Genomic DNA, 18,810 nt, shown 5'->3' on the forward strand with positions numbered 1-18,810 from the left:
AAACCTTATGTTGAGTGTGACTCTATAAAATTTAGTCCAAATTCACTAAATAGGTTATCTGTATCCGCTAATAAAAACCGCTCGGCCCGGCGCAGATTTAGCCGGGCCGAATGTTGGTCGAATGCGGGCTGAATGTGGGGGGGAGGGAAGGTGAGCGCCTAGAGGCGGGGATCGCCGGACTTGCTGTCGACCTTGCCGATCACCTCGATATCGCTCAGTTTAGAGAGTATGCCCCACTGTTGTATGGTCATCATATCCTTCACTTCCTGGGCCTTGAAGCTCAGGCGCAGGCCATCCTTGCGATACTCCTGGGGGAGGTTTTGCGGCAGTATGTGGCGACCATCGTCGGCAACTATGCCCCAGAAACCACCCTCGAGATTGAAATACCTAACCGTGCCTTGTGTCATGGTGATCGCCTTCTGCAGTGAGTCGCTGGTCTCCTTAGATAAACCATCGGCGACGATTTTAAGATCCTCGGCCTTGGGCTGAGCCTTGCTCGTTTCGACTTGAGTCGCCGTGGCCTCATCGGCCTTAATTGCGACTGTCTCTTCAGCGCTTTGCTTTGCCGCAGGTGGCTGCGCGGGGGCTGATTGCTCTTCCTGGTTACAGGCCGAGAGCGCCAGGGCGGCCAGTAGGGGGAGTGACAGCTTAGTGATTACACCCATAGGTAAGTTCCTCATGCACTTTATGTTTATCTTAATTACTCTAACAGAATCCCCAGGAATGCCTAGCCCAAGGAGTGGGGCAATGCTTGCAATAGCATTTGCAAGATAGCTCGTACCATAGCCGCCTCATAGCAGGCTAGCGCTAGCACGCCAGTATCTATTGGTTTTTCGCATATTAACTGCCAAGGCGGATCGTCCCCGCGGGGATAAGATGGCGCCCCATTACCTCTGTGATAACCAAAAAGAGAAGGCCCATGAAAAAATTACTCCTTGTTCCGGCGTTGATCTCTGGCGCCCTAGTCGCCGCTACGTCGGCATCGGCGGCGACCATTATCGGTGGTTTAGGCTTCGAGTCGGCGCGCACAGTGCAGCCCACTGAGAAGAAGGAGAAACAGCAGGTCGAAGCCATCTTGCAGGCGGTGAATGTGGAGTTTCTCGGGCTTAACTGGAGCAACACCACGGCGGCCAAGATAAACCGTAACGGCGATATGACGGTGGCGCGCAACTGGGCCTACGGCTTCTGGAACGATAATTTCGGTGTCTCAGTGGATCTTATCAAGGGGGACTGGCTCGGCGCCGGCCCCAATATCGCAGCGATGGGTCTCGCCTATCAGGATTGTTGGGACAAGTTCTGCCTGCGGGTTAACCCGACCCTGGCGGCGATCGACATGAAGGGCGCCGACGGGCAGGTGTTTAAAGATAATGGTGCCCAGCTCAACCTTAAGGCGGACTATCAGTTTAACGATACCTTCAGCGCCACCTTTCACCCCCAGTATGCCAGTTGGAACGACGACGAGCTGGGGCAGACCCTTAAGCTGGAGTTTAACCTGACCGCTAACCTGACGGACGATAAGCGTCATAAGCTGATGCTGGTGAACGAACATTTTCTGGTCAATAACGCCTCTACCGACCACAGAACCCGTTACATAGGCGAGAACTCTCCCTTCGGCGGTTATGTGGTGGGTACCGAGTCGACCCTGAAGCTGCGTTATTTTTACGTGTTTTAAATCAAACCTTTGCCTACAAATTTGCCGACACTACCCTCTCTCCTGGTGTCGGCGATCTCCGCCTGGGCCCACCCTTAGGGTGTGGCCCAGGTTTTCTTCTTCCCTTTAGCCAAGTACCATAGCCTGCAACAGACTGATTTATAGCGCCGCGAACCAACCCTGTTCGGCGGCCAAAGGAAGGCGTGATGCTTGCTAACAAATTGCTTGCCAAAAAAAGAGGCCCCACGACCGCGATGCGCGCTCAGCGAGGCTTTAGCGGAATGCAGATCTTCTTGATCGTGCTCCTGACCATGGTGCTGACCGCGCTGGCCAGCTTCTTTATCATCAAGACCTATATCTTTCCCTCGCCCTTTACCCCTGTGACCCTCAATGCGAAGGAGGAGCAGCGGCTGGATAACAAGCTGTCCCAGCTGGGCTGGCAGGTGGAGCGCAAGGATGATCGCCACGGCGGCGCTGGCAAACTTGAGCCAGAACCCTATCGTGAGCGCGACGCCGACCGTCAGGTGACCTTTAGCGAGAAGGAGGTCAACGCCATGATCGGCCGTAACCCTGATTTTGCCGAGCGCGTGGCGATAGATTTCTCCGACAATCTGGCCAGCGCCAAGATCTTGATCCCCATTCCCCAGGACTTTCCCATCATGGCCGGTGAGATCCTGCGGGTGAACGCCGGGCTGGATATCCATCTGGATGCCAGCCGTCGCCCCGTGGTTGCCCTGGTTGGCGTGAGCCTGATGGGCGTGCCTATCCCCAATGCCTGGTTGGGTAACATGAAGAACGTCAATCTGGTTGGGGAGTTTGGCGATCGCGGCTTCTGGACCGCCTTCGCCGATGGGGTCGAGGATCTGCAGATCCGCGATGGTGAACTCTATCTTAAATTACGCCGCTAGAATCGCCCGGCCTCAGCTGAATTGGAGGCAAAATAAAAGCCGGTGATGAGGGCCGGCTTTCGATGCAGTGGTGTAGGGAGATGGTGAGATGGCGCCTAGTCCTTGCTCTGCTGGGTGTCGGCCTCCTGCTCTGCTGCCTTCTCTTGCTTGGTCTCTTCCTGTTTAGGTTTCTCGGCCTGTCCGCCGCATCCGCCGCAACAACTCATAACAACTCCTGTTGGTTCGATTAACTGGTCACAGAGTACTTGATTAAATTACTCAGGTATTTGATCTCGATCAGCTTTTTGCAACTTGTTGTGATCGCCGCCGCGCTCGGCAGCGATCCTTTAAGCGTTCTGGCGAGCATTTAAGATCTCAGGCGGTCAGCTCCTGCTGCGCGCCTTGGCTGTCTTTGGCGGCGAAATAGCTCAGGGTGTCGGCTATGATCACCTTGCGCAGGCCGATGAGGGCGATCAGGTTGGGAATCGCCATCAGGCCGTTGACGGTATCGGCCAGCAGCCAGATGAGATCCAGCTGGATGAAGGCGCCCACGGCGATCAGGCTGAGGAAGATAAACTGGTAGATCTTAATGCCTCGCTCGCCCAGCTTGTGGCCGGTGAGATAGTACCAGCAGCGCTCGCCGTAGTAGTGCCATCCCAGTATGGTGGTGAAGGCGAAGCAGACTAGGGCGATGGTCACCAGGTATTGGCCTATGACGGCCGAACCGCCGGTGGCGAAGGCGGCGCTGGTCATGGCGGCACCTGCGGCGTCGCCGCTCCAGACCCCCGTGATGATCAGCACCAGTCCCGTCATGGTGCAGATGAGCAGGGTGTCGAAGAAGGTGCCCGTCATGCTTACCAGCCCCTGTTCTACCGGTTCCTTGGTCTTGGCGGCTGCCGCTGCGATGGGCGCGCTACCCAGACCCGACTCGTTGGAGAAGACGCCGCGGGCGATCCCTATCTGAATCGCCTGGGCCACTGTGGCGCCAAGGAAGCCACCGGCGGCCGAGATGGGGCTGAAGGCCGAGTGGATCACCAGCTGCAGCGCCGGGATGATCTGCTCGCTAAAGGTCACCAAAATCCACAGGCAGGCCAGCACATACCCCAGCGCCATGCTGGGTACCAGCTTCTGTGCCACCTTGGCGATCCGCTTAACGCCCCCAAGGGTAACAGCGGCCACCAGCAGGGTGAGCACCAGGGCCGTCACCCAGGCGGGCAGGTGGAAGGCGATGGTCATGGCATCGCTGATGGCGTTGACCTGGGCAAAGGTGCCTATGCCGAAGAAGGCGACGCCGACGCCGAACAGGGCGAACAGCTTGGCCAGCCAGCCCAAGCCCAGGCCACGTTCTATGTAATACATGGGGCCGCCGGCGATATTGCCGCGTGAATCTGTGGTGCGATACTTGAGCGCCAGCATGCACTCGCCATACTTGGTGGCCATACCGAAGAAGGCCGCCAGCCACATCCAGAAGAGGGCGCCCGGGCCGCCTACCTTGATGGCGGTGGCCACGCCGACGATATTGCCCGTGCCTATGGTGGCCGACAGCGCGGTGCACAGGGCGGCGAAGGAGGAGAGGTCCCCCTGGCCGCTGGCGGGTTTAAACAGCAGCCTAAGTGCCAGGGGCAGTTTGAAGACCTGGATCAGCCTGAGGCGCAGGGTGAGATAGAGGCCGGTGCCGACCAGCAGGCACAGGGTGATGGGGCCCCAGACGATGGCGTTGATCTCGCTTAGTAACGCGTGAAAATTCATGATGTTCCTCGAATATTAAACAACAAAATTAATATGGAGGAGGAAAAGAAATGTCTGTGTGGAGACCGGCGTTTGTGGCTACATAACACTTATTAGTAGTGACGGCTATTAGCAGTGACACCTAGCGGCACCGATTAACAGCGACAGGCTTTAGCAGTGGCGAGCAGCAACTGGCAAAAGCAACAAACGACAGTGACTGAATATAGCCGGGGCTATAACCGCTACAGTCATCCTCTCCTCTGTCCTTTTGCCTGAGCGTTTCGCGCAGCCATTGGGGCTGCACTTTCGCCTTCGGCGCCGTGATACCTAGGGGTTATCCTGGGCTCACAGTCTCTCCAGAGGCTCGTCCAGTAACAGTCCACGCCACAATATGGCACCTGAAAGAGTGGTTTCTCGCCGATAACGCCTGGCGACAAACTTGCCTCGTCGGTGTGGGGTTGACTCCCCACTCTCCTGCTACCTTCATCCGAACGGAATCCGGGGGCGGTAGCCCCCGGGGCCGTATAGCATGCGACAAACACCGCGCCATCTCAAGGGGCTAAGTCACACTTTTGGTTGGTAAGTGTGGCAAAGAGAGTAGGGGATCGGGGGGAGAGGGGATGAACGCCAGGCTTAGACCAAAGGCGTACGATTTTTTTCGCCCAGCCCCTTACCTTGGCGCCCGCCCAGGGTTTAGAATAAAAGCTCATAATCACACTGTGGTTATACTGGCATTCATTGCTTAGCAGTCCAGCCTCTACGCTCACAGAAACTTCAGGTGTATCGTCACCTCACGACTTGCCATTTTTTGCCAAGTGCAGACAAGCCTTGATCTCGACTCGTTACACTCAGATGTTCGCAACTGTGTTGCGGCCGCAAGCATTATTTCATCGGGATCAACATGTTTTCAGCAGTCAAAAAAAGCATTAGCGCTAAACCCTCTTTTCAGGAGATACAGACCAACATCTTGGCGGGATTGACCGTGGGGGTGATTGCCCTGCCACTCTCTATGGCACTGGCGATCGCCAGCGGCGTGCCGCCTCAGCACGGCCTCTACACGGCGATGATCGCCGGCATAGTGATCGCCCTGTGTGGCGGCTCTAAGGTCAACATCTCGGGGCCGACGGCGGCCTTCGTGGTGATCTTGCTGCCAATCGTGCAGCAGTTTGGTCTGGGGGGACTCCTGCTGAGCGGCCTGATGGCCGGGGTGATACTGTTGCTGATGGGGCTGGGCAAGCTGGGCAAGTTGATCGAGATTGTCCCTTACCCCGTGACCGTGGGCTTCACCGCCGGGATAGGCGTGGTGATCGCCACCTTTCAGATCAAAGACTTCTTCGGCCTCGAGGTGGCCGCCGGTGGCGAGCATTACCTGGAGAAGCTCTCCTATATCCTTCAGGCATTGACCAGCATCAGTTGGCAGGAGACGCTGATCGGCGCCCTGACCCTGGGCGTGTTGCTGGCCTGGCCTAAGCTCAAGTCTAAGGTGCCGGCGCACCTGGCCGCGCTTTTGGTGGGCGCACTCATCGCCTGGGTCATGACCCAGATGATCGGCGGTTTCTCGGTGGCGACCATAGGCAGCCGTTTTCACTATGAGCTCGATGGCCTGCTGGGCAGCGGTATTCCGCCCATCATGCCCAGCTTCGAGTGGCCCTGGAACCTGCCGGGCGCCGATGGCCAGCCCATAGGCATGAGCTTCGAGTTGGTTCGCGAGCTGCTGCCCTCGGCCATCACCATCGCCATCCTGGGGGCGCTGGAATCCTTGCTGTGCGCCGTGGTGGCCGACGGCATGTCGGGCAAGAAGCACAACCCTAACGATGAGCTGATCGGCCAGGGGCTGGGTAATATGTTGGTGCCTCTGTTTGGCGGGATTCCGGCGACGGCGGCTATCGCCCGCACCGCGGCCAACGTCAAGGCTGGGGGGAGCATGCCGCTGGCCTCCGTGGTCCATGGTTTGTTTATCTTGGCGGGGATCCTCCTGCTGGCGCCGCTGCTGTCTTACATTCCCATGGCGTCCATGGCGGCGCTGCTGCTGGTGGTGGCCTGGAACATGAGTGAGGCCAAACACTTTGCCCGTACCTTAAAGGTGGCGCCGAGGGACGATGTGTTGATCTTGGTGCTCTGCTTCGCCTTGACCGTGTTGTTCGACATGACCATTGCCGTGGCGGTGGGCATGGGGCTGGCGGCCATGTTGTTTATTCGCCGCAGCATCAGCCTGACCGATGCCAGGGCGGTGGAGACCAACCATCAGGCCTATGAGGTGCCAGAGAGTGTGGTGGTGTACGACATCAACGGGCCGCTGTTTTTCGGCTCTGCTCACAAGGCGCTCAAGACCATCGCCCTGGTGCGTCCCGACGTGCGGGTGGTGATTCTGGATATGTCCGAGGTGACTCTGCTGGATATGAGCGCCATCGTCGCCATGGAGTCTATCGCCCAAGATCTGTCGGGCAAGCAGGTGGCGCTGATCATCAACAACCTGCAGCCGCGCATGTTGCTCAAGCTCAGGCGAGCGGGGATCCGCAAGCGCCGTGGTCAAGTGGAGTACGCCCGCACCATGGACGACAGCTTCGCGCTGGCCCAGCGGATGACGGCGCAGGCATAAAGCGATTAGGGCACTTGGGGCCGCTGCATGTCGAAGCGCAGCGCCTCAGAGATGCCGTAATAGGCAGAGGGACCGCCGGCCCTGAGGATAGGCTCGGCCCTGGCGGTCTGGTAGCTGCCATTTTCTATCAGGCTGGGGTCGATATGCACGGCGACCACTTCGCCCAGCACCAGCCAGGTCTCAATCTTCTCGCCGCTAGCCGATTGCAGCTGCAGCGACTGGGTCAGCCTGCACTCGAAGTTGACCGGGCTCTCGGCCACCCGGTCGACCCCCACAATGCTACCCGCCACAGGCGTGAGCCCGGCAAAATCAAACTCGTCGCTGCCCGCTGGCAGGGCCGCCGAGGTGAGGTTCATCTTCTCAGCTAGCGGCCGGGTGGCCAGGTTCCAGACAAACTCGCCGGTAGCCAATATGTTGGCCAGGCTGTCCTTATAGCCGACGCTGGCGAAGCCTATGATAGGTGGATGGTAGTTGAAGCAGTTGAAGAAGCTGTAGGGAGCCAGATTTCTATGGCCCTCGGGGCTGCGAGAGGCGATCCAGCCGATCGGCCTGGGCCCGACGATGGCATTGAGCGGATCGTGCGCCAGCCCATGGCCCTTGCTTGGTTCATAGTAATAACGCGCCTGTGTGTCCATCTCATCACCCTCTGCCAAGATCGCTGTCGATTAGGTTAGTCGATTAGGTTAGTCGATTAGGTTATTTAACGCCGCTTCAGCTCGAAAAACAACTCTCTGGTCTTGGGTTGAGTTTTTGATTAGTCTAAAAAATCCCCTACCTAACAGTGAGAGCTCGAATGCTTGCCAATAAGAATAATAATTTAAGCCTCTTTGCGATTTTTATCTCGCTCGCCTGCCTACTGGCGCCTCAGCTTGGTCAGGCGGCCGCTACCGACAAGATACTGCCGCTGCGCGAGCGTGCGGCGATGATCGACAGCCTGACTCAGAAGCGTGTGCAGCAATTGCTGCCCGACTTGATGCGCGAAACCAATATCGATATGTGGCTGCTGATCAGCCGTGAATATAACGAAGATCCCGTGCTGAAAACCCTGCTCCCTGCCACCTGGTTGTCGGCGCGGCGCACCACCATACTGGTATTTGCCCGTGATAAAGTGGGCGAGGTGAACGCCTATGCCATCGCGCCTTATAGCGTGGGGAATCTGTTTACCAAGGCCTGGGATAAGGAGGCGCATCCCAGTCAGTGGCAGGCGCTGAACGCCTTAGTGGAGCGTTATCACCCCAAGCGTATCGGGGTGAACCGCTCCGGCAGCTGGGCCCACGCCGACGGCCTGGTATCCGGAGATGAGCAGCGGCTCTTGAGTCATCTGCCCGAGCGTTATCGACAGGCGCTGGTGTCTGCCGAGCCGCTAGCGGTGGGCTGGCTTGAGCGTCGCATCCCAGAGGAGGTTGAGCTCTACCCCAGCCTGGTCAAGATGGCCCATGAGATCATCGCCCAGGGCTTTTCCAATCGGGTGATTAAGGTGGGGAAGACGACCAGCGAGGATCTGGTGTGGTGGTTTAGGGAGCGGGTACGTGAGCTGAAACTCGACACCTGGTTTCATCCCAGCGTCACCATACAGAGGGCTAAGCAGCAAGACCTGTCTGGCGATAGCGTAATTCTGCAGGGTGATCTCCTGCATGTGGACTTTGGTATCACCTACCTGAGATTGAATACCGATACCCAGCAACTCGCCTATGTGCTGCGCGATGGCGAGACCCAGGCGCCCGACTATCTGGTGAAGGCGTTTAACTCTGGCAACCAGCTGCAAGACTTACTCACGGCTCAGTTTGCCGTGGGCAAGACGGGCAATGAGGTGCTCAAGGCGGCGCGCGAACAGGCCATCGCCGCTGGGCTGAAACCCACTATCTATTCTCATCCCATCGGCTATCACGGTCATGGCGCCGGCACTAGCTTAGGGATGTGGGATGCCCAGCAAGGGATCGCGGGATCTGGGGATCACCCCCTGCATCTTAACACCGCCTACTCCATCGAGCTCAATAACGCCGTGTTTATCCCCGAATGGGAGCGCGAGATCCGTATCATGCTGGAGGAAGATGCCATGTTTGACGCCAGCGGCGTCTGGTATCTGGACGGCCGCCAAACGGCACTGATCTTAATCGAACCGGAATTAAGTATGGGAGGTAAGTGAGCGGACTAATACATTTGTTGTATTTTTGTTGACACTCGGTTGGCCTGGCAGTAGCTTCTAGTTTCTTTTTTTTGAGGGAACAAAAATCGTGACTAACTACAAGATACAAAAACATTTTTCGCTAATTTTAGGGGTTGTTTTATTAGGCCTGACCACAGGTTGTGCCACCTCTTATAAGGTGAACCCTGAGCTGGTGAGCCAGTTTAAACCTGAGGCGACGCCGACTCAGGAGCAAACCTTCGTCTATGTGATCCGCGGCGCGAACTTTCAGGGGGGCGCCCGCGGTGCCTGGGTAGCGGCTAACAAAGATGTGGTTGCCGATCTCTCTAACGGCAGTCATACCCTGTTAAAGCTGGCAACCGGGCTTAACTCTGTGCATCTGGTGCAGGGGCTGGTGGGCTTCGGTTATAGCCGGGTAGATAATCGTCCCGGTGAGACGGTATACCTGACCATAGACTACACCACGGGCAAGATGAAGGAGGTCGAGCGTGACCTTGGTGTCTCCATGATCATGCAGACCAAGAAGGCCAAAGATATCGGCGCACCGAGAAAGAACGATGCCTACGATAACCTGTTGGCCAACCCTGCCTTGCTGGGCTTTCCCGTGATGAAGACTGGTGTCGAGCCGATTAAACCCGATGAGCACTCGGCGGTGATCAACTTCTATCGCATGGAGACGCTGATCGGCGAGGTGCCTTTCGATATCTGGTCTGAAACCGGTTATGTGGGCAGTACCAAGGCGGGCACCTATTTTCAGGTAAGAGTCACTCCGGGCAAGCACACCTTCGTATCACTCTCCGAGCGTTATTCTGTGCTCGAAGCCGAGGTCGAGGCGGGCAAGGAGTATGTGGTCGAGTACGATGTCGACATGGGATGGAACCAGGCCCATGTGCAGATCTTGCCTATCGATCCCGTCAAGTCGGCCAAGACCATCAAGAAGTGGCAGGAGAAAGCCAGGCTGATGGTGTTGGATGAGACTGTGGTGCAGCAGCCCGAGTTTGCCCAGCGTGTTCAGATGGCGAAGGAATACCTGACGCCGAAATTTAAGAGCATAGATGCTGGCGAGATGAGCACTCGTGCCTTGACTAAGCAGCACGCGCTCTAGTCTCTAGGCTCTAGTCTTTAGGGACTAAGCCTTGCCTCTCATAAGCGAATCACTCTTAGGTGGTTCGCTTTTTGTTTTTTAGCCACCGCGAATATAAGCCAGTGTGAGCCAGCCCTCAGTTTCATTTCATAAGATCTCCCACAATTCAGTTATTGGCGCACGCTAATAACTAGTCAACATTTAATCGATAAAGGGAATGGCCATGCCAAGACCCAAAAAATGTCGCCGTCTGCAGTGCCGTCCGCCCTGCAGCCTGTTTAAGCCTAATGGGATCCCAAGCGTGGAGCTGGAGAAGATCCAGCTGGAGGCCGACGAATTTGAGGCCCTGGCGCTGGGTGATGTGCAGCGTCTGAGTCAGTTGGAGGCCGCCGCGTCCATGGGGATCTCCCGCCAGACCTTCGGCAATCTGTTGGCCAGTGCCCGCCAAAAGGTGGCGACGGCGATCACTCTGGGGCAGGCCATAGTGTTGCCGACATCGAACCAATAAGGAATCATCATGATAATTGCTATGCCCATGAGCAGGGGCCGTCTGGCGGCGCATTTTACCAAGGCGCAGCGCATCGGCTTCTTCAACGAATATCACCAGCTGATCACCAGCTTCGATAACCCGGCCATAGGTGGCGGTGGTTGTCGGGCCAAGAGTGAGCTGCTTAGCCTGATCAAGGCGCAGAAGACAGACATAGTGATAGTGCAGCATATCGGCGAGCGCATGCTGGGTAAGTTGCTGGCGGCGGGGATAAGCATCAGCCAGGGTGACAACGCTGAGAGCATCGAGGTGCTGCTCAGTCAGGCTCAGCTGCTGGAACGTCGTCTGCTGGACGCCTCACAGGGACGGGCTTCCCTCAATCACGCCAAGAAGGGCGGCTGTTGCGCAGATGGCGGTGGCTGTTGCTCAAGTGCAAGTAGCTCGGGTGGCGGCTGTTGCTCTAGTGTGAGTGGCTCGGGTGCGAGTGGCGGCTGCGGATGTGGTGGCCATGATGGGCACGAGAGCCAATCCTCAAGCCTGTTGCAGCAGTCTGCTTTGCACAAGGCTGTCCACTCTTCGAACAAGTCTGCCCAAGCTTTGCACAAGGTTGAAGAGAAGGCCGACAAGCCCATCAGCTATCAGGGATTTCGTCCTCTGACTTGATTGATCATGGTCTGTTAGTAAAGAGGCGTATAGGCCTGGGCGACGCTTATAGCGGTATTTTCTGCGTTACACTTCTTGCGAAGGACTAGGGCCATTCGCAGCAAACTGTGCCTTGCATCTATCCACTTTAAGCACACGCAGAGCAAGCACGGGACTTATTCGCACCTTCTCTAGTCCAGCAGTCGATAGGGGCGAGCGATCGCCTCTCTCACCTCGGCCATGGCAAACACCTTCATGAAGCGAGCGAACGCCTGCCCCTGAAAGTAGAGCTCGACGACGGGGAGGGTGAACACCCTGTGGGCGGCGGCAATATCTGCCTGCTGCTCACAGTCGATATAGCAGAGGTGCATCTTGGGAAACTCCTCGGCCAGCATCTGTAGCAGTCTGGGCTTGATGCTCTGACAGACGCCGCAATGGGCGCCGCCAAAGAGCAGGAGCACGGCCTCATGGGTGGCTAAGTAGTCGTCCAAGGCGTCATTAGACTCTATGTTATCTGCAATTAACTGTGCCATCTGCATTACCCTTGTCTTTCATGCTCTCTTTCGCCTCGATGCTCTCGAGAGGCTTCGCAAGCGTTACGCCACTTACTGAGTATGCCTCTAAAGAGGTATTTAAATTCAATATCATAGCCTAATTTACCTACTTGGTTCACACTTCTTTTGTTCGGCTCGAATATCCGTTGTCCGCCATCCCTCCTCTGAGTAGACTGGCGGCAATAAAGCTATATTCAAGATGTTTGTTTAGTCCCTTATTCAGACCGAGGCGCAGCAGATGTTAAATATCGATGATCCTAGCGTGGTCGACAAGACACCGGCGATTTGGCGCCTGGGGTTTAGGCCCTTCTTCTTGGGTGGCGCCCTGCTGGCGACCCTGTATGTGCCCCTGTGGTTGATCACCTGGTATCTGCCTGAGATGAGCCTGCTGAGATCTCAGTTCTGGGTTAAGGTGGTGCCGCTCTGGTGGCACCCTCACGAGCTGCTGTTTGGTTTTGCCATGGCGATCGTCTCGGGCTTCCTGCTCACCTCGGTGCAGACCTGGACCAATCAGCCTAGCCTCAAGGGCTGGCCCCTGGCCTTGGTGTTTGCCTGCTGGTTACTGGCGCGGGTGCTGCTATTGTCGCCGTTTGAGCTGCCGGTGTGGCTGCCCGCGCTGTTTGACAGCCTCTTCTTGCTGCTGACGGCGGCCAAGCTCTGGTCTTGCATCTACCGGGTCAAGCAGTGGCGCAACATAGGTTTTCCCATCATGTTGTTGGTGGCCACGGGGATCAACCTGCTGAGTTACTACGCCCTGAGCCAGCGCGACTTCGTGCTGAGCCACCATATCTGGCAAGGCATGCTCTGGTGGCTGGGGCTGTTGATCACCATAGTGGGCGGCCGGGTGATCCCCTTCTTTACCGCGGTGCGTATCAAACAGGCTAAGCCTGAGCCGACTAAGGCGTTGGATCTTAGCCTGATCGCCTTGATGATCTTGTTGATCGCTCAGGGGATCACTAAGTACCTCACGCCTGGGGGCGAGCAAGCTTTGCTGGCGGTGACCGCGCTGGCACACCTGCTGCGCTGGAGTCGCTGGCTGCCCCACAAGACGCTCGGCGAGCCCATGCTCTGGTCCTTGCAGCTGGCCTATCTCTGTCTGCCCCTGACCCTGGCGGCGCTCGCCTGGAATATTGACGATGAAAATGCCTATCGCCATCTGCTGCATCTGTTTGCCATAGGCACCATGGCGGGGCTCTGCCTGTCGATGATCTCCCGGGTCTCCTTGGGCCATACCAGCCGTAACATCTATCAGGGCCCCAAGATGTCACTGGCCTTTATGGGCATCACGCTGGCGGCGCTGTGCCGGGCCGTGATGCCGCTGTGGTTTCCCGAGTATAGCGAGCTGTGGCTGTGGATAGCCGGCAGCTGCTGGAGCCTGGCCTTCGGTTGGTTTGTCTGGTGCTACGCGCCCATATTAACCCGGCCCAGAGTCGACGGACGTCCGGGTTAGCCCAGAGACAATCTATCCCAGACACAAGTAGTCATTTAAATGAGTGTGGAAGTGTAATGAAGAAACTAACTGCCATCGCATTGAGCCTGCTGGGCTGGTGCACCCTGAGTCAGGCGCTCGCCGCAGATGTGAGCCCCGAGAAGATGCAGGCCAAATATCCTAACCAGTATGCCAGCTGGCAGGCGACTTCGACCCAGGCGGCGCGCAGCGACATGCTGGCCAGCTATCCCGCCGCCATTATCCTCTGGGCGGGCTCGGCCTACGCCAAGGAGTACCATAGCCCTCGGGGGCATCAGTTTGCGGTGGCTGACGTGACCCATACCCTGCGCACAGGTGTGCCGCCGGGAGAGGGCAAGAAGGGGCTATCGGCGAGCTGTTGGACCTGTAAGTCGCCGGACGTGCCGAGGCTTATCGATGAGCTGGGGGTCGAAGGCTTCTCGGCAAAGAACTTTACCGATCTCGGCACCGAGATGAACAGCGTGGTCTACTGCAGCGACTGCCATGAGCAGGGCAAGGCGGCACTGACCTTGCCGCGTCCTCATGCCCGCGACGCCATGGCCAAGGTCCATCTGCCCTTCGACAAGCAAGATGAGGCGATGCAGGGGGCGCAGGTGTGTGGCCAGTGTCATGTGACCTACTACTTTCAGCCGGAGCGCAGCAACAAGGTTAACATTCCCTGGATCTTCGGCAGCAGCGCGGATCTTATCGAGAAATATTACGACACCCGCCGTTTCTACGAGTGGATCCATCCCGTTTCTAAGACGCCCATCCTCAAGGCGCGTCATCCAGAGTTTGAGCATTGGAGCCGCAGCGAACACGCCAAGGTGGGTGTGACCTGTGTGACCTGCCACATGCCGGCGGCGACCGACGGCGAGGGCAAGACCTACACCAACCATCAGGTGGGCAAGGCACTGCCAAACTACGATGCCGTGTGCAAGGGCTGCCATGAGAATAAACAGGCCTTGATGAAACAGCTCACCTCGGCCAAGTCGCAGATTGCCGAGAAGGCGAGACGCGTGGAGCAACTACTGGTTAAGGCCCACTATGAGGCGGGAGCCGCCTGGGATGCGGGCGCGAGCTGGGCAATTATGAACGATGCCATCATGGCGATCCGTCATGCACAGTGGCGCTGGGATTTCGCCATGTCATCCCACGGCAGCTATGCCCATAACCCCCAGGAGGCTAACGCTCTGCTAGACACGGCGATCCTTCAGGCCGAACATGCCCGCCGCGCGCTTAGCGAAATCCTCAGCATGTTGTCTGTCACCCAGGTGAACTACCCGGACATCTCCACCAAGGAGGCGGCGCAGCAGGCAGTGGGGATCGAGCTGGATAAGCTGACCAAGGCAAAGCAGGCCTTTATCAAGCAAGAGGTGGATAAAAATTGGCCCGCGGTGAGCCGAACTGGTTACTAATCTACTGGCTTTCAAGTTTACGTAATTAAAAGCGCCGGCCTGGATATTGAGCCGGCGTTTTTTGTTGCTAGCGCCTGAGCAGCGGATATTGGTTGTCGAAGGCCTGGCATTTCTCTTTAAGATACTCGATGCAGGTGCGGACCTTGTGGCTTGGGTATTCCGTTTGCAGATAGGTGAGCTGCAGAGGGATGGGGTCGGCCAGATAGTCGGTCAGCAGCAGCTCGAGCCTGCCCTCTGTGACCTCCTGGGCCACATCGAACCAGCTCTTGTAGGCGATCCCTTCCCCCGCCAGGGCCCACTCTTTTATCACGGCGCCGTCGTTGCAGCTCTTGCTGCCCGTCAGCTCGACCTCGAGGGGCTGTTGTTTGTCGGCGAAACGCCACTTGTGCCATGGGGTGTTACCGCGATTGAGCAATAAGATTTTATGTTGGCTTAGCTGCTGGGGATGGCTCGGGCGGCCATGTCGCGCTAAGTAGCCTGGCGAGGCCACCGCCACCCTGTGCATGCGCGCCAGCTGCCGACGCATCAGGGAGGAGTCCTGCAGCTCACCGTATCTCAGCGCCAGGTGGACATTCTGAGCGATGAGGTCGTCCAGCTGATCGCCGAAATAGAGCCTCAGGGTCAGCTCGGGAGCCTCGGCCGCTAGCTCATCCAGCCAGGCTCTGACCCGGTTGCGGCCAAGATCTGAGGGGAGGGCGATGCGCAGCTCGCCCCTGAGTTCGCCTCGCTTGTCGGCGAGGGCGTCGCTGGCGCCTTGCAGCAGGCTGAGGGCCTGACGCCCGGTGTCGATGAAGGCCTGGCCCTCCTCGGTGAGCTGCATGTTGCGGGTCGAGCGGGCGAACAGCTGACAGTTAAGCTTATGTTCCAGACGTTGCAGGGCGGCGCTGGCAGAGGCAGGTGTCATGCCCAGTTCGCGGGCGGCGGCCGATACGCTGTGCAGGTCGGCGATGCGGATCGCCAGTTGCAGATCTTTGAGATGATACATATCAAAAATTTTTTGAAAATGATTTCAATACTAGCCTAATTATCAAATTATGTAACGGGTAATAGACTCTGTTTCATCGAACAACTTGAACTGCATCTGCCGCGACCTGTCGGCATAAGGAAACCCGATGAAACTTTTTAACTCCTACCAGATGGGCCAGCACACCTTGGCCAACCGTATCGTGATGGCGCCCATGACACGTTCACGCACCAGCCAGCCAGGCAATCTGCCCAACCAGATGATGGCCACCTACTACGCCCAGCGCGCCTCGGCGGGGCTGATAGTGACCGAGGCGACCCAGATCTCAGGAGATAGCCAGGGATATTCCTTTACCCCTGGCATCTATACCCAGGCGCAGATCGACGGCTGGCGTCAGGTGACTGATGCGGTGCACAGTGCGGGCGGTAAGATCTTCAATCAGCTCTGGCATGTGGGCCGGGTGTCTCATCCTGTCTTTCAGGGCGGCGAGGCGCCCATGGCACCCTCGGCCATCAAGCCAGAAGGAACCCAGGTCTGGGTGGTCGATGCTGCGCACCCCGAGGGGCAGATGGTCGATTGTCCGACGCCCAGAGAGATGTCCCAGGCGGATATCGATCGTGTGGTCAAGGACTTTGCCGATGCGGCGAGCAATGCGGTGGCCGCCGGCTTCGATGGGGTGGAGATCCACGGCGGTAATGGTTATCTGATCGATCAGTTCCTGCGCACCAACTCTAACAAACGCCGCGATGCCTACGGCGGCAGCGGTGAGAAACGTATTCGCTTCCTGCTTGAGGTGGTGGCGGCCGTGAGCGAAAAAGTTGGCGCCGGCCGCGTCGGCGTGCGTCTTGCTCCCTTCGTGACCTTTAAGGACATGAACTGCCCCGAGATCGTCGATACCATCTTGCTGGCAGCCGGCGCGCTGTCAAAGATGGGGATCGCTTATATTCATCTGTCAGAGGCGGATTGGGATGATGCGCCGCAGATCCCCGAGTCCTTCCGTGTGCAGCTGCGCCACCTGTTCGACGCCACTATTATCGTTGCCGGACGTTACGATCTCGCCAGAGCCAGCGAGGTGCTGAGCAAGGGCTATGCGGATCTGGTAGCCTTCGGTCGCCCCTTTATCGCCAACCCTGACCTGCCCCACAGGTTGCAGCAGCAGTTGCCTCTGGCAAGCTTCGACAAGGGGCCGCTGTTTGGCGGTGGCGCGGCGGGATATACGGACTATCCCGCTGCGCGTTAGGCATAATAAAAATCTGATGGGAGGTATTCCCTTAGCCCCAAGGATTAGTACAAGGGCTAGGGGATTAATCGACTTAGTGCCTGAGATCAGAGATCAGGTGCCACTGCCTGCGGCCCATCTCCAATATCACCCCAACGGCGAGTCCGGCGGCGGTATTGATGGTCAGGCAGACGGCGGCGGTGGATAAGATCACAAAGATGCAGAAGGGTTTGCCATCGAGGAAGCGTTTCGACCAGGCCAGTTGCAGGCCGGCGATCGCCAGCAGGCTTCCCAGGATCGCAAGAGGGATCAGGGACAGCACCTGGGCTATGGTATCGCCCCAGCACAGGGCGACCAGCAGGCAGCAGATACCGAACAGGGCCGGGGCGCGCCAGCTGCGGGCACCAAAGTGATATTGCACCGCCAGGCCGCCTGCGCCATGACACATGGGCGTGGCGCCCAGTGGTGCCAGCAGCAGGTTTGCCCAGCCCGAGCTGGTGGCCAGGCGCCGCGGCGCGAAACGTTTGTCATCGATTAGCCTATCTTGGGGAAACTTCTCACCGGCCATGGCCGAAGTGGCGATCACCGCATTGGTGAGTGTGAGTGCCAGCTGCGGCAGCACTAACAGCAGGGCGGCAGATTGCCACTCGTCGATATTGGGCCAGCCCAGTTGCCAGTCAGTGGTGGCCGACAGGGTGAAGCTGGGGGCCGAGCCCTGGTTTGCCTGCCACAGCACGCCTAGCACCAATACCAGGGGCATGGCCAGGTAGGGAAGCGGCATGAAACGGCTCATAAACAGGGCGCTGAAGGCCAGTATGCCGATGAGCCAGGTGCCGCTCATCATCTGCCCGCCCATCCAGATGAGTTGCAGGCCGATAGCCAGTTGTATACCTATGCTCACCGCGGGGGACAGTTGTTTGGCCATCCAGCCGATGGCACCGCTATAGGCCAGCAGCAAGAGTATGAGTCCCATCAGGATACCGCTGGCCTGCAGCATGCCGGGCGTGAGTCCCTGGGCGATTACCAGCGCCGCGATCACCTTCATCGGCTGCACAGGAATGGGCCGACGATAGAAGTAGGCGGTAAAGAGGGCGAATAGGCCGAAGCCGAGAAAGATCCCCTGAGGGGAGAAATGGTTGATGGCGACCAGGCCTAGCACCAGTGGCAGAAAGGTGCCGAGATCGGCGAAGGCACCGCTGAATTCTCCTATGTGTTTGTTTAGCTGGTTAACGTCTTGGGTGTTACATCTCATATTACTTGCCGTGGGAAATCATCACTCATTTCATGGCAAATTTAATGCCATGTTTTTTGTAGGCTTTTATCGGTAAAACCGAGGCAAAATGGGCCATTTGGCTAAAGTGGGTGAGACAAGTTGTCACACTCTCGGTCGCCACTGGGTCAAGAGATCTCAACATTAATTATTGCTAATCATTCAAAAAGTGTGCGATTGCTGCGGATTTCTGGTCGGACGTGTGTGTTAGTGTTTCGCTTCTGTCAAATGAAAAAAGGGTCAAGTGATGGAAGAGAAGCAGTTTATCAAATTGGGGATTGTGCCTTTGCTGGTGGCGACGACATGCCTGCTGTCGGCCTGTGCCAGCCAGAGAGACATCATGATAGACCAAGGGTATCCGGTCGCCTATGCCGATGGTTACGACGATGGATGCCATAGTGGCAATAAGGCGGGCGGCAGCCTTTTCGATCAGTTCAAGAAGGATGTCGCCAAGTTCGACGCCGATAAGCAGTATGCTCAGGGATGGTCCGACGGCTTCAAGCAATGCGAGTCTGAGCAGGAAGCGATTCAGCGTCAGGTGAGGCTGAATCTGGAGCAGCAGAAACTCGACGAGCAGAAGAAACATAACGCCTGGGAAGAGAAGAAGGCGATGGAGCGCGAGGCGCTAAAGGGGGTAGACACCAGCGGCCTGAAGAGCCTGTCTCAATCTTAGCGACCAAGCCTAGGTTAAATGCAAAGGCCCGCGAGCGGGCC

General features: G+C 57.5%; 17 protein-coding genes and 1 riboswitch. Of the genes, 11 read left to right on the forward strand and 6 right to left on the reverse strand.

Features of this window, described 5'->3' with window-relative positions; all coding sequences use genetic code 11:
- Nucleotides 1–158 precede the first annotated feature (158 nt).
- Complete coding sequence (locus tag K0I31_RS02495; protein ID WP_220079784.1) at nt 159–665, reverse strand: hypothetical protein; 507 nt, start codon at nt 663–665, stop codon at nt 159–161.
- A 254-nt stretch (nt 666–919) separates the two neighbouring features.
- Here K0I31_RS02495 and K0I31_RS02500 point away from each other — a divergent pair, with 254 nt between their 5' ends.
- Both K0I31_RS02500 and K0I31_RS02505 read left to right on the forward strand, forming a co-directional pair.
- Nucleotides 920–1,672, forward strand: a complete 753-nt coding sequence (locus K0I31_RS02500; protein WP_220079785.1) for a hypothetical protein — start codon at nt 920–922, stop codon at nt 1,670–1,672.
- Between the two features lie 233 nt (nt 1,673–1,905).
- Entirely contained in the window at nt 1,906–2,559 is a 654-nt protein-coding gene (locus K0I31_RS02505) for an arginine N-succinyltransferase (RefSeq protein WP_258406557.1), read from the forward strand.
- A 354-nt stretch (nt 2,560–2,913) separates the two neighbouring features.
- Here K0I31_RS02505 and K0I31_RS02510 read toward each other — a convergent pair whose 3' ends face one another.
- On the reverse strand, nt 2,914–4,287 hold the full coding sequence (locus K0I31_RS02510; RefSeq protein ID WP_220079787.1) for an alanine/glycine:cation symporter family protein: 1,374 nt from the start codon (nt 4,285–4,287) through the stop codon (nt 2,914–2,916).
- Nucleotides 4,288–4,516: 229 nt separating this feature from the next.
- Nucleotides 4,517–4,636, reverse strand: a riboswitch (glycine riboswitch).
- A gap of 531 nt (nt 4,637–5,167) precedes the next feature.
- Between K0I31_RS02510 and dauA the strand changes: the two genes are divergently transcribed.
- The gene (gene dauA / locus K0I31_RS02515) at nt 5,168–6,865 is read left to right on the forward strand and encodes a C4-dicarboxylic acid transporter DauA (protein WP_220079788.1); all 1,698 of its coding nucleotides are present in this window, start codon (nt 5,168–5,170) and stop codon (nt 6,863–6,865) included.
- A 5-nt stretch (nt 6,866–6,870) separates the two neighbouring features.
- On the opposite strand, the gene K0I31_RS02520 is transcribed toward dauA, so the two are convergent.
- The gene (locus tag K0I31_RS02520; RefSeq protein WP_220079789.1) at nt 6,871–7,500 is read right to left on the reverse strand and encodes a flavin reductase family protein; all 630 of its coding nucleotides are present in this window, start codon (nt 7,498–7,500) and stop codon (nt 6,871–6,873) included.
- A gap of 158 nt (nt 7,501–7,658) precedes the next feature.
- On the opposite strand from K0I31_RS02520, the gene K0I31_RS02525 reads away from it, so the two are divergent.
- The 4 genes from K0I31_RS02525 to K0I31_RS02540 all read left to right on the forward strand — a co-directional run bounded on the left by K0I31_RS02525 (nt 7,659) and on the right by K0I31_RS02540 (nt 11,245).
- Nucleotides 7,659–9,011, forward strand: a complete 1,353-nt coding sequence (locus K0I31_RS02525) for a M24 family metallopeptidase (RefSeq protein ID WP_220079790.1) — start codon at nt 7,659–7,661, stop codon at nt 9,009–9,011.
- Between the two features lie 88 nt (nt 9,012–9,099).
- Nucleotides 9,100–10,116: a DUF2846 domain-containing protein gene (locus tag K0I31_RS02530; protein ID WP_220079791.1), complete on the forward strand. Its 1,017-nt coding sequence runs from the start codon at nt 9,100–9,102 to the stop codon at nt 10,114–10,116.
- A 202-nt stretch (nt 10,117–10,318) separates the two neighbouring features.
- Complete coding sequence (locus tag K0I31_RS02535; protein ID WP_220079792.1) at nt 10,319–10,603, forward strand: DUF134 domain-containing protein; 285 nt, start codon at nt 10,319–10,321, stop codon at nt 10,601–10,603.
- 9 nt (nt 10,604–10,612) lie between these two features.
- Nucleotides 10,613–11,245, forward strand: a complete 633-nt coding sequence (locus tag K0I31_RS02540) for a NifB/NifX family molybdenum-iron cluster-binding protein (protein WP_258406558.1) — start codon at nt 10,613–10,615, stop codon at nt 11,243–11,245.
- A gap of 170 nt (nt 11,246–11,415) precedes the next feature.
- Here K0I31_RS02540 and K0I31_RS02545 read toward each other — a convergent pair whose 3' ends face one another.
- Entirely contained in the window at nt 11,416–11,757 is a 342-nt protein-coding gene (locus tag K0I31_RS02545; protein WP_220079793.1) for a thioredoxin family protein, read from the reverse strand.
- A 259-nt stretch (nt 11,758–12,016) separates the two neighbouring features.
- On the opposite strand from K0I31_RS02545, the gene K0I31_RS02550 reads away from it, so the two are divergent.
- Both K0I31_RS02550 and K0I31_RS02555 read left to right on the forward strand, forming a co-directional pair.
- Entirely contained in the window at nt 12,017–13,228 is a 1,212-nt protein-coding gene (locus K0I31_RS02550) for an NnrS family protein (protein WP_220079794.1), read from the forward strand.
- Nucleotides 13,229–13,284: 56 nt separating this feature from the next.
- Complete coding sequence (locus K0I31_RS02555) at nt 13,285–14,643, forward strand: ammonia-forming cytochrome c nitrite reductase subunit c552 (protein WP_220079795.1); 1,359 nt, start codon at nt 13,285–13,287, stop codon at nt 14,641–14,643.
- Nucleotides 14,644–14,710: 67 nt separating this feature from the next.
- Here the strand turns inward: K0I31_RS02555 and K0I31_RS02560 are convergent, their stop codons facing one another.
- On the reverse strand, nt 14,711–15,628 hold the full coding sequence (locus tag K0I31_RS02560) for a LysR family transcriptional regulator (protein ID WP_220079796.1): 918 nt from the start codon (nt 15,626–15,628) through the stop codon (nt 14,711–14,713).
- Between the two features lie 127 nt (nt 15,629–15,755).
- Between K0I31_RS02560 and K0I31_RS02565 the strand changes: the two genes are divergently transcribed.
- Complete coding sequence (locus tag K0I31_RS02565; RefSeq protein ID WP_220079797.1) at nt 15,756–16,847, forward strand: alkene reductase; 1,092 nt, start codon at nt 15,756–15,758, stop codon at nt 16,845–16,847.
- Nucleotides 16,848–16,920: 73 nt separating this feature from the next.
- Here K0I31_RS02565 and K0I31_RS02570 read toward each other — a convergent pair whose 3' ends face one another.
- Nucleotides 16,921–18,078 carry a putative sulfate/molybdate transporter gene (locus tag K0I31_RS02570; RefSeq protein WP_220079798.1) on the reverse strand — a complete coding sequence of 386 codons (1,158 nt, stop codon included), beginning with the start codon at nt 18,076–18,078 and terminating at the stop codon, nt 16,921–16,923.
- Nucleotides 18,079–18,343: 265 nt separating this feature from the next.
- Between K0I31_RS02570 and K0I31_RS02575 the strand changes: the two genes are divergently transcribed.
- Nucleotides 18,344–18,769, forward strand: coding sequence for a hypothetical protein (locus tag K0I31_RS02575; RefSeq protein ID WP_220079799.1), 426 nt, complete (start codon nt 18,344–18,346; stop codon nt 18,767–18,769).
- Nucleotides 18,770–18,810: the final 41 nt, after the last annotated feature.

It is taken from the genome of Shewanella spartinae (assembly GCF_019457555.1).
GTDB classification, from domain to species: Bacteria; Pseudomonadota; Gammaproteobacteria; order Enterobacterales; family Shewanellaceae; genus Shewanella; species Shewanella loihica.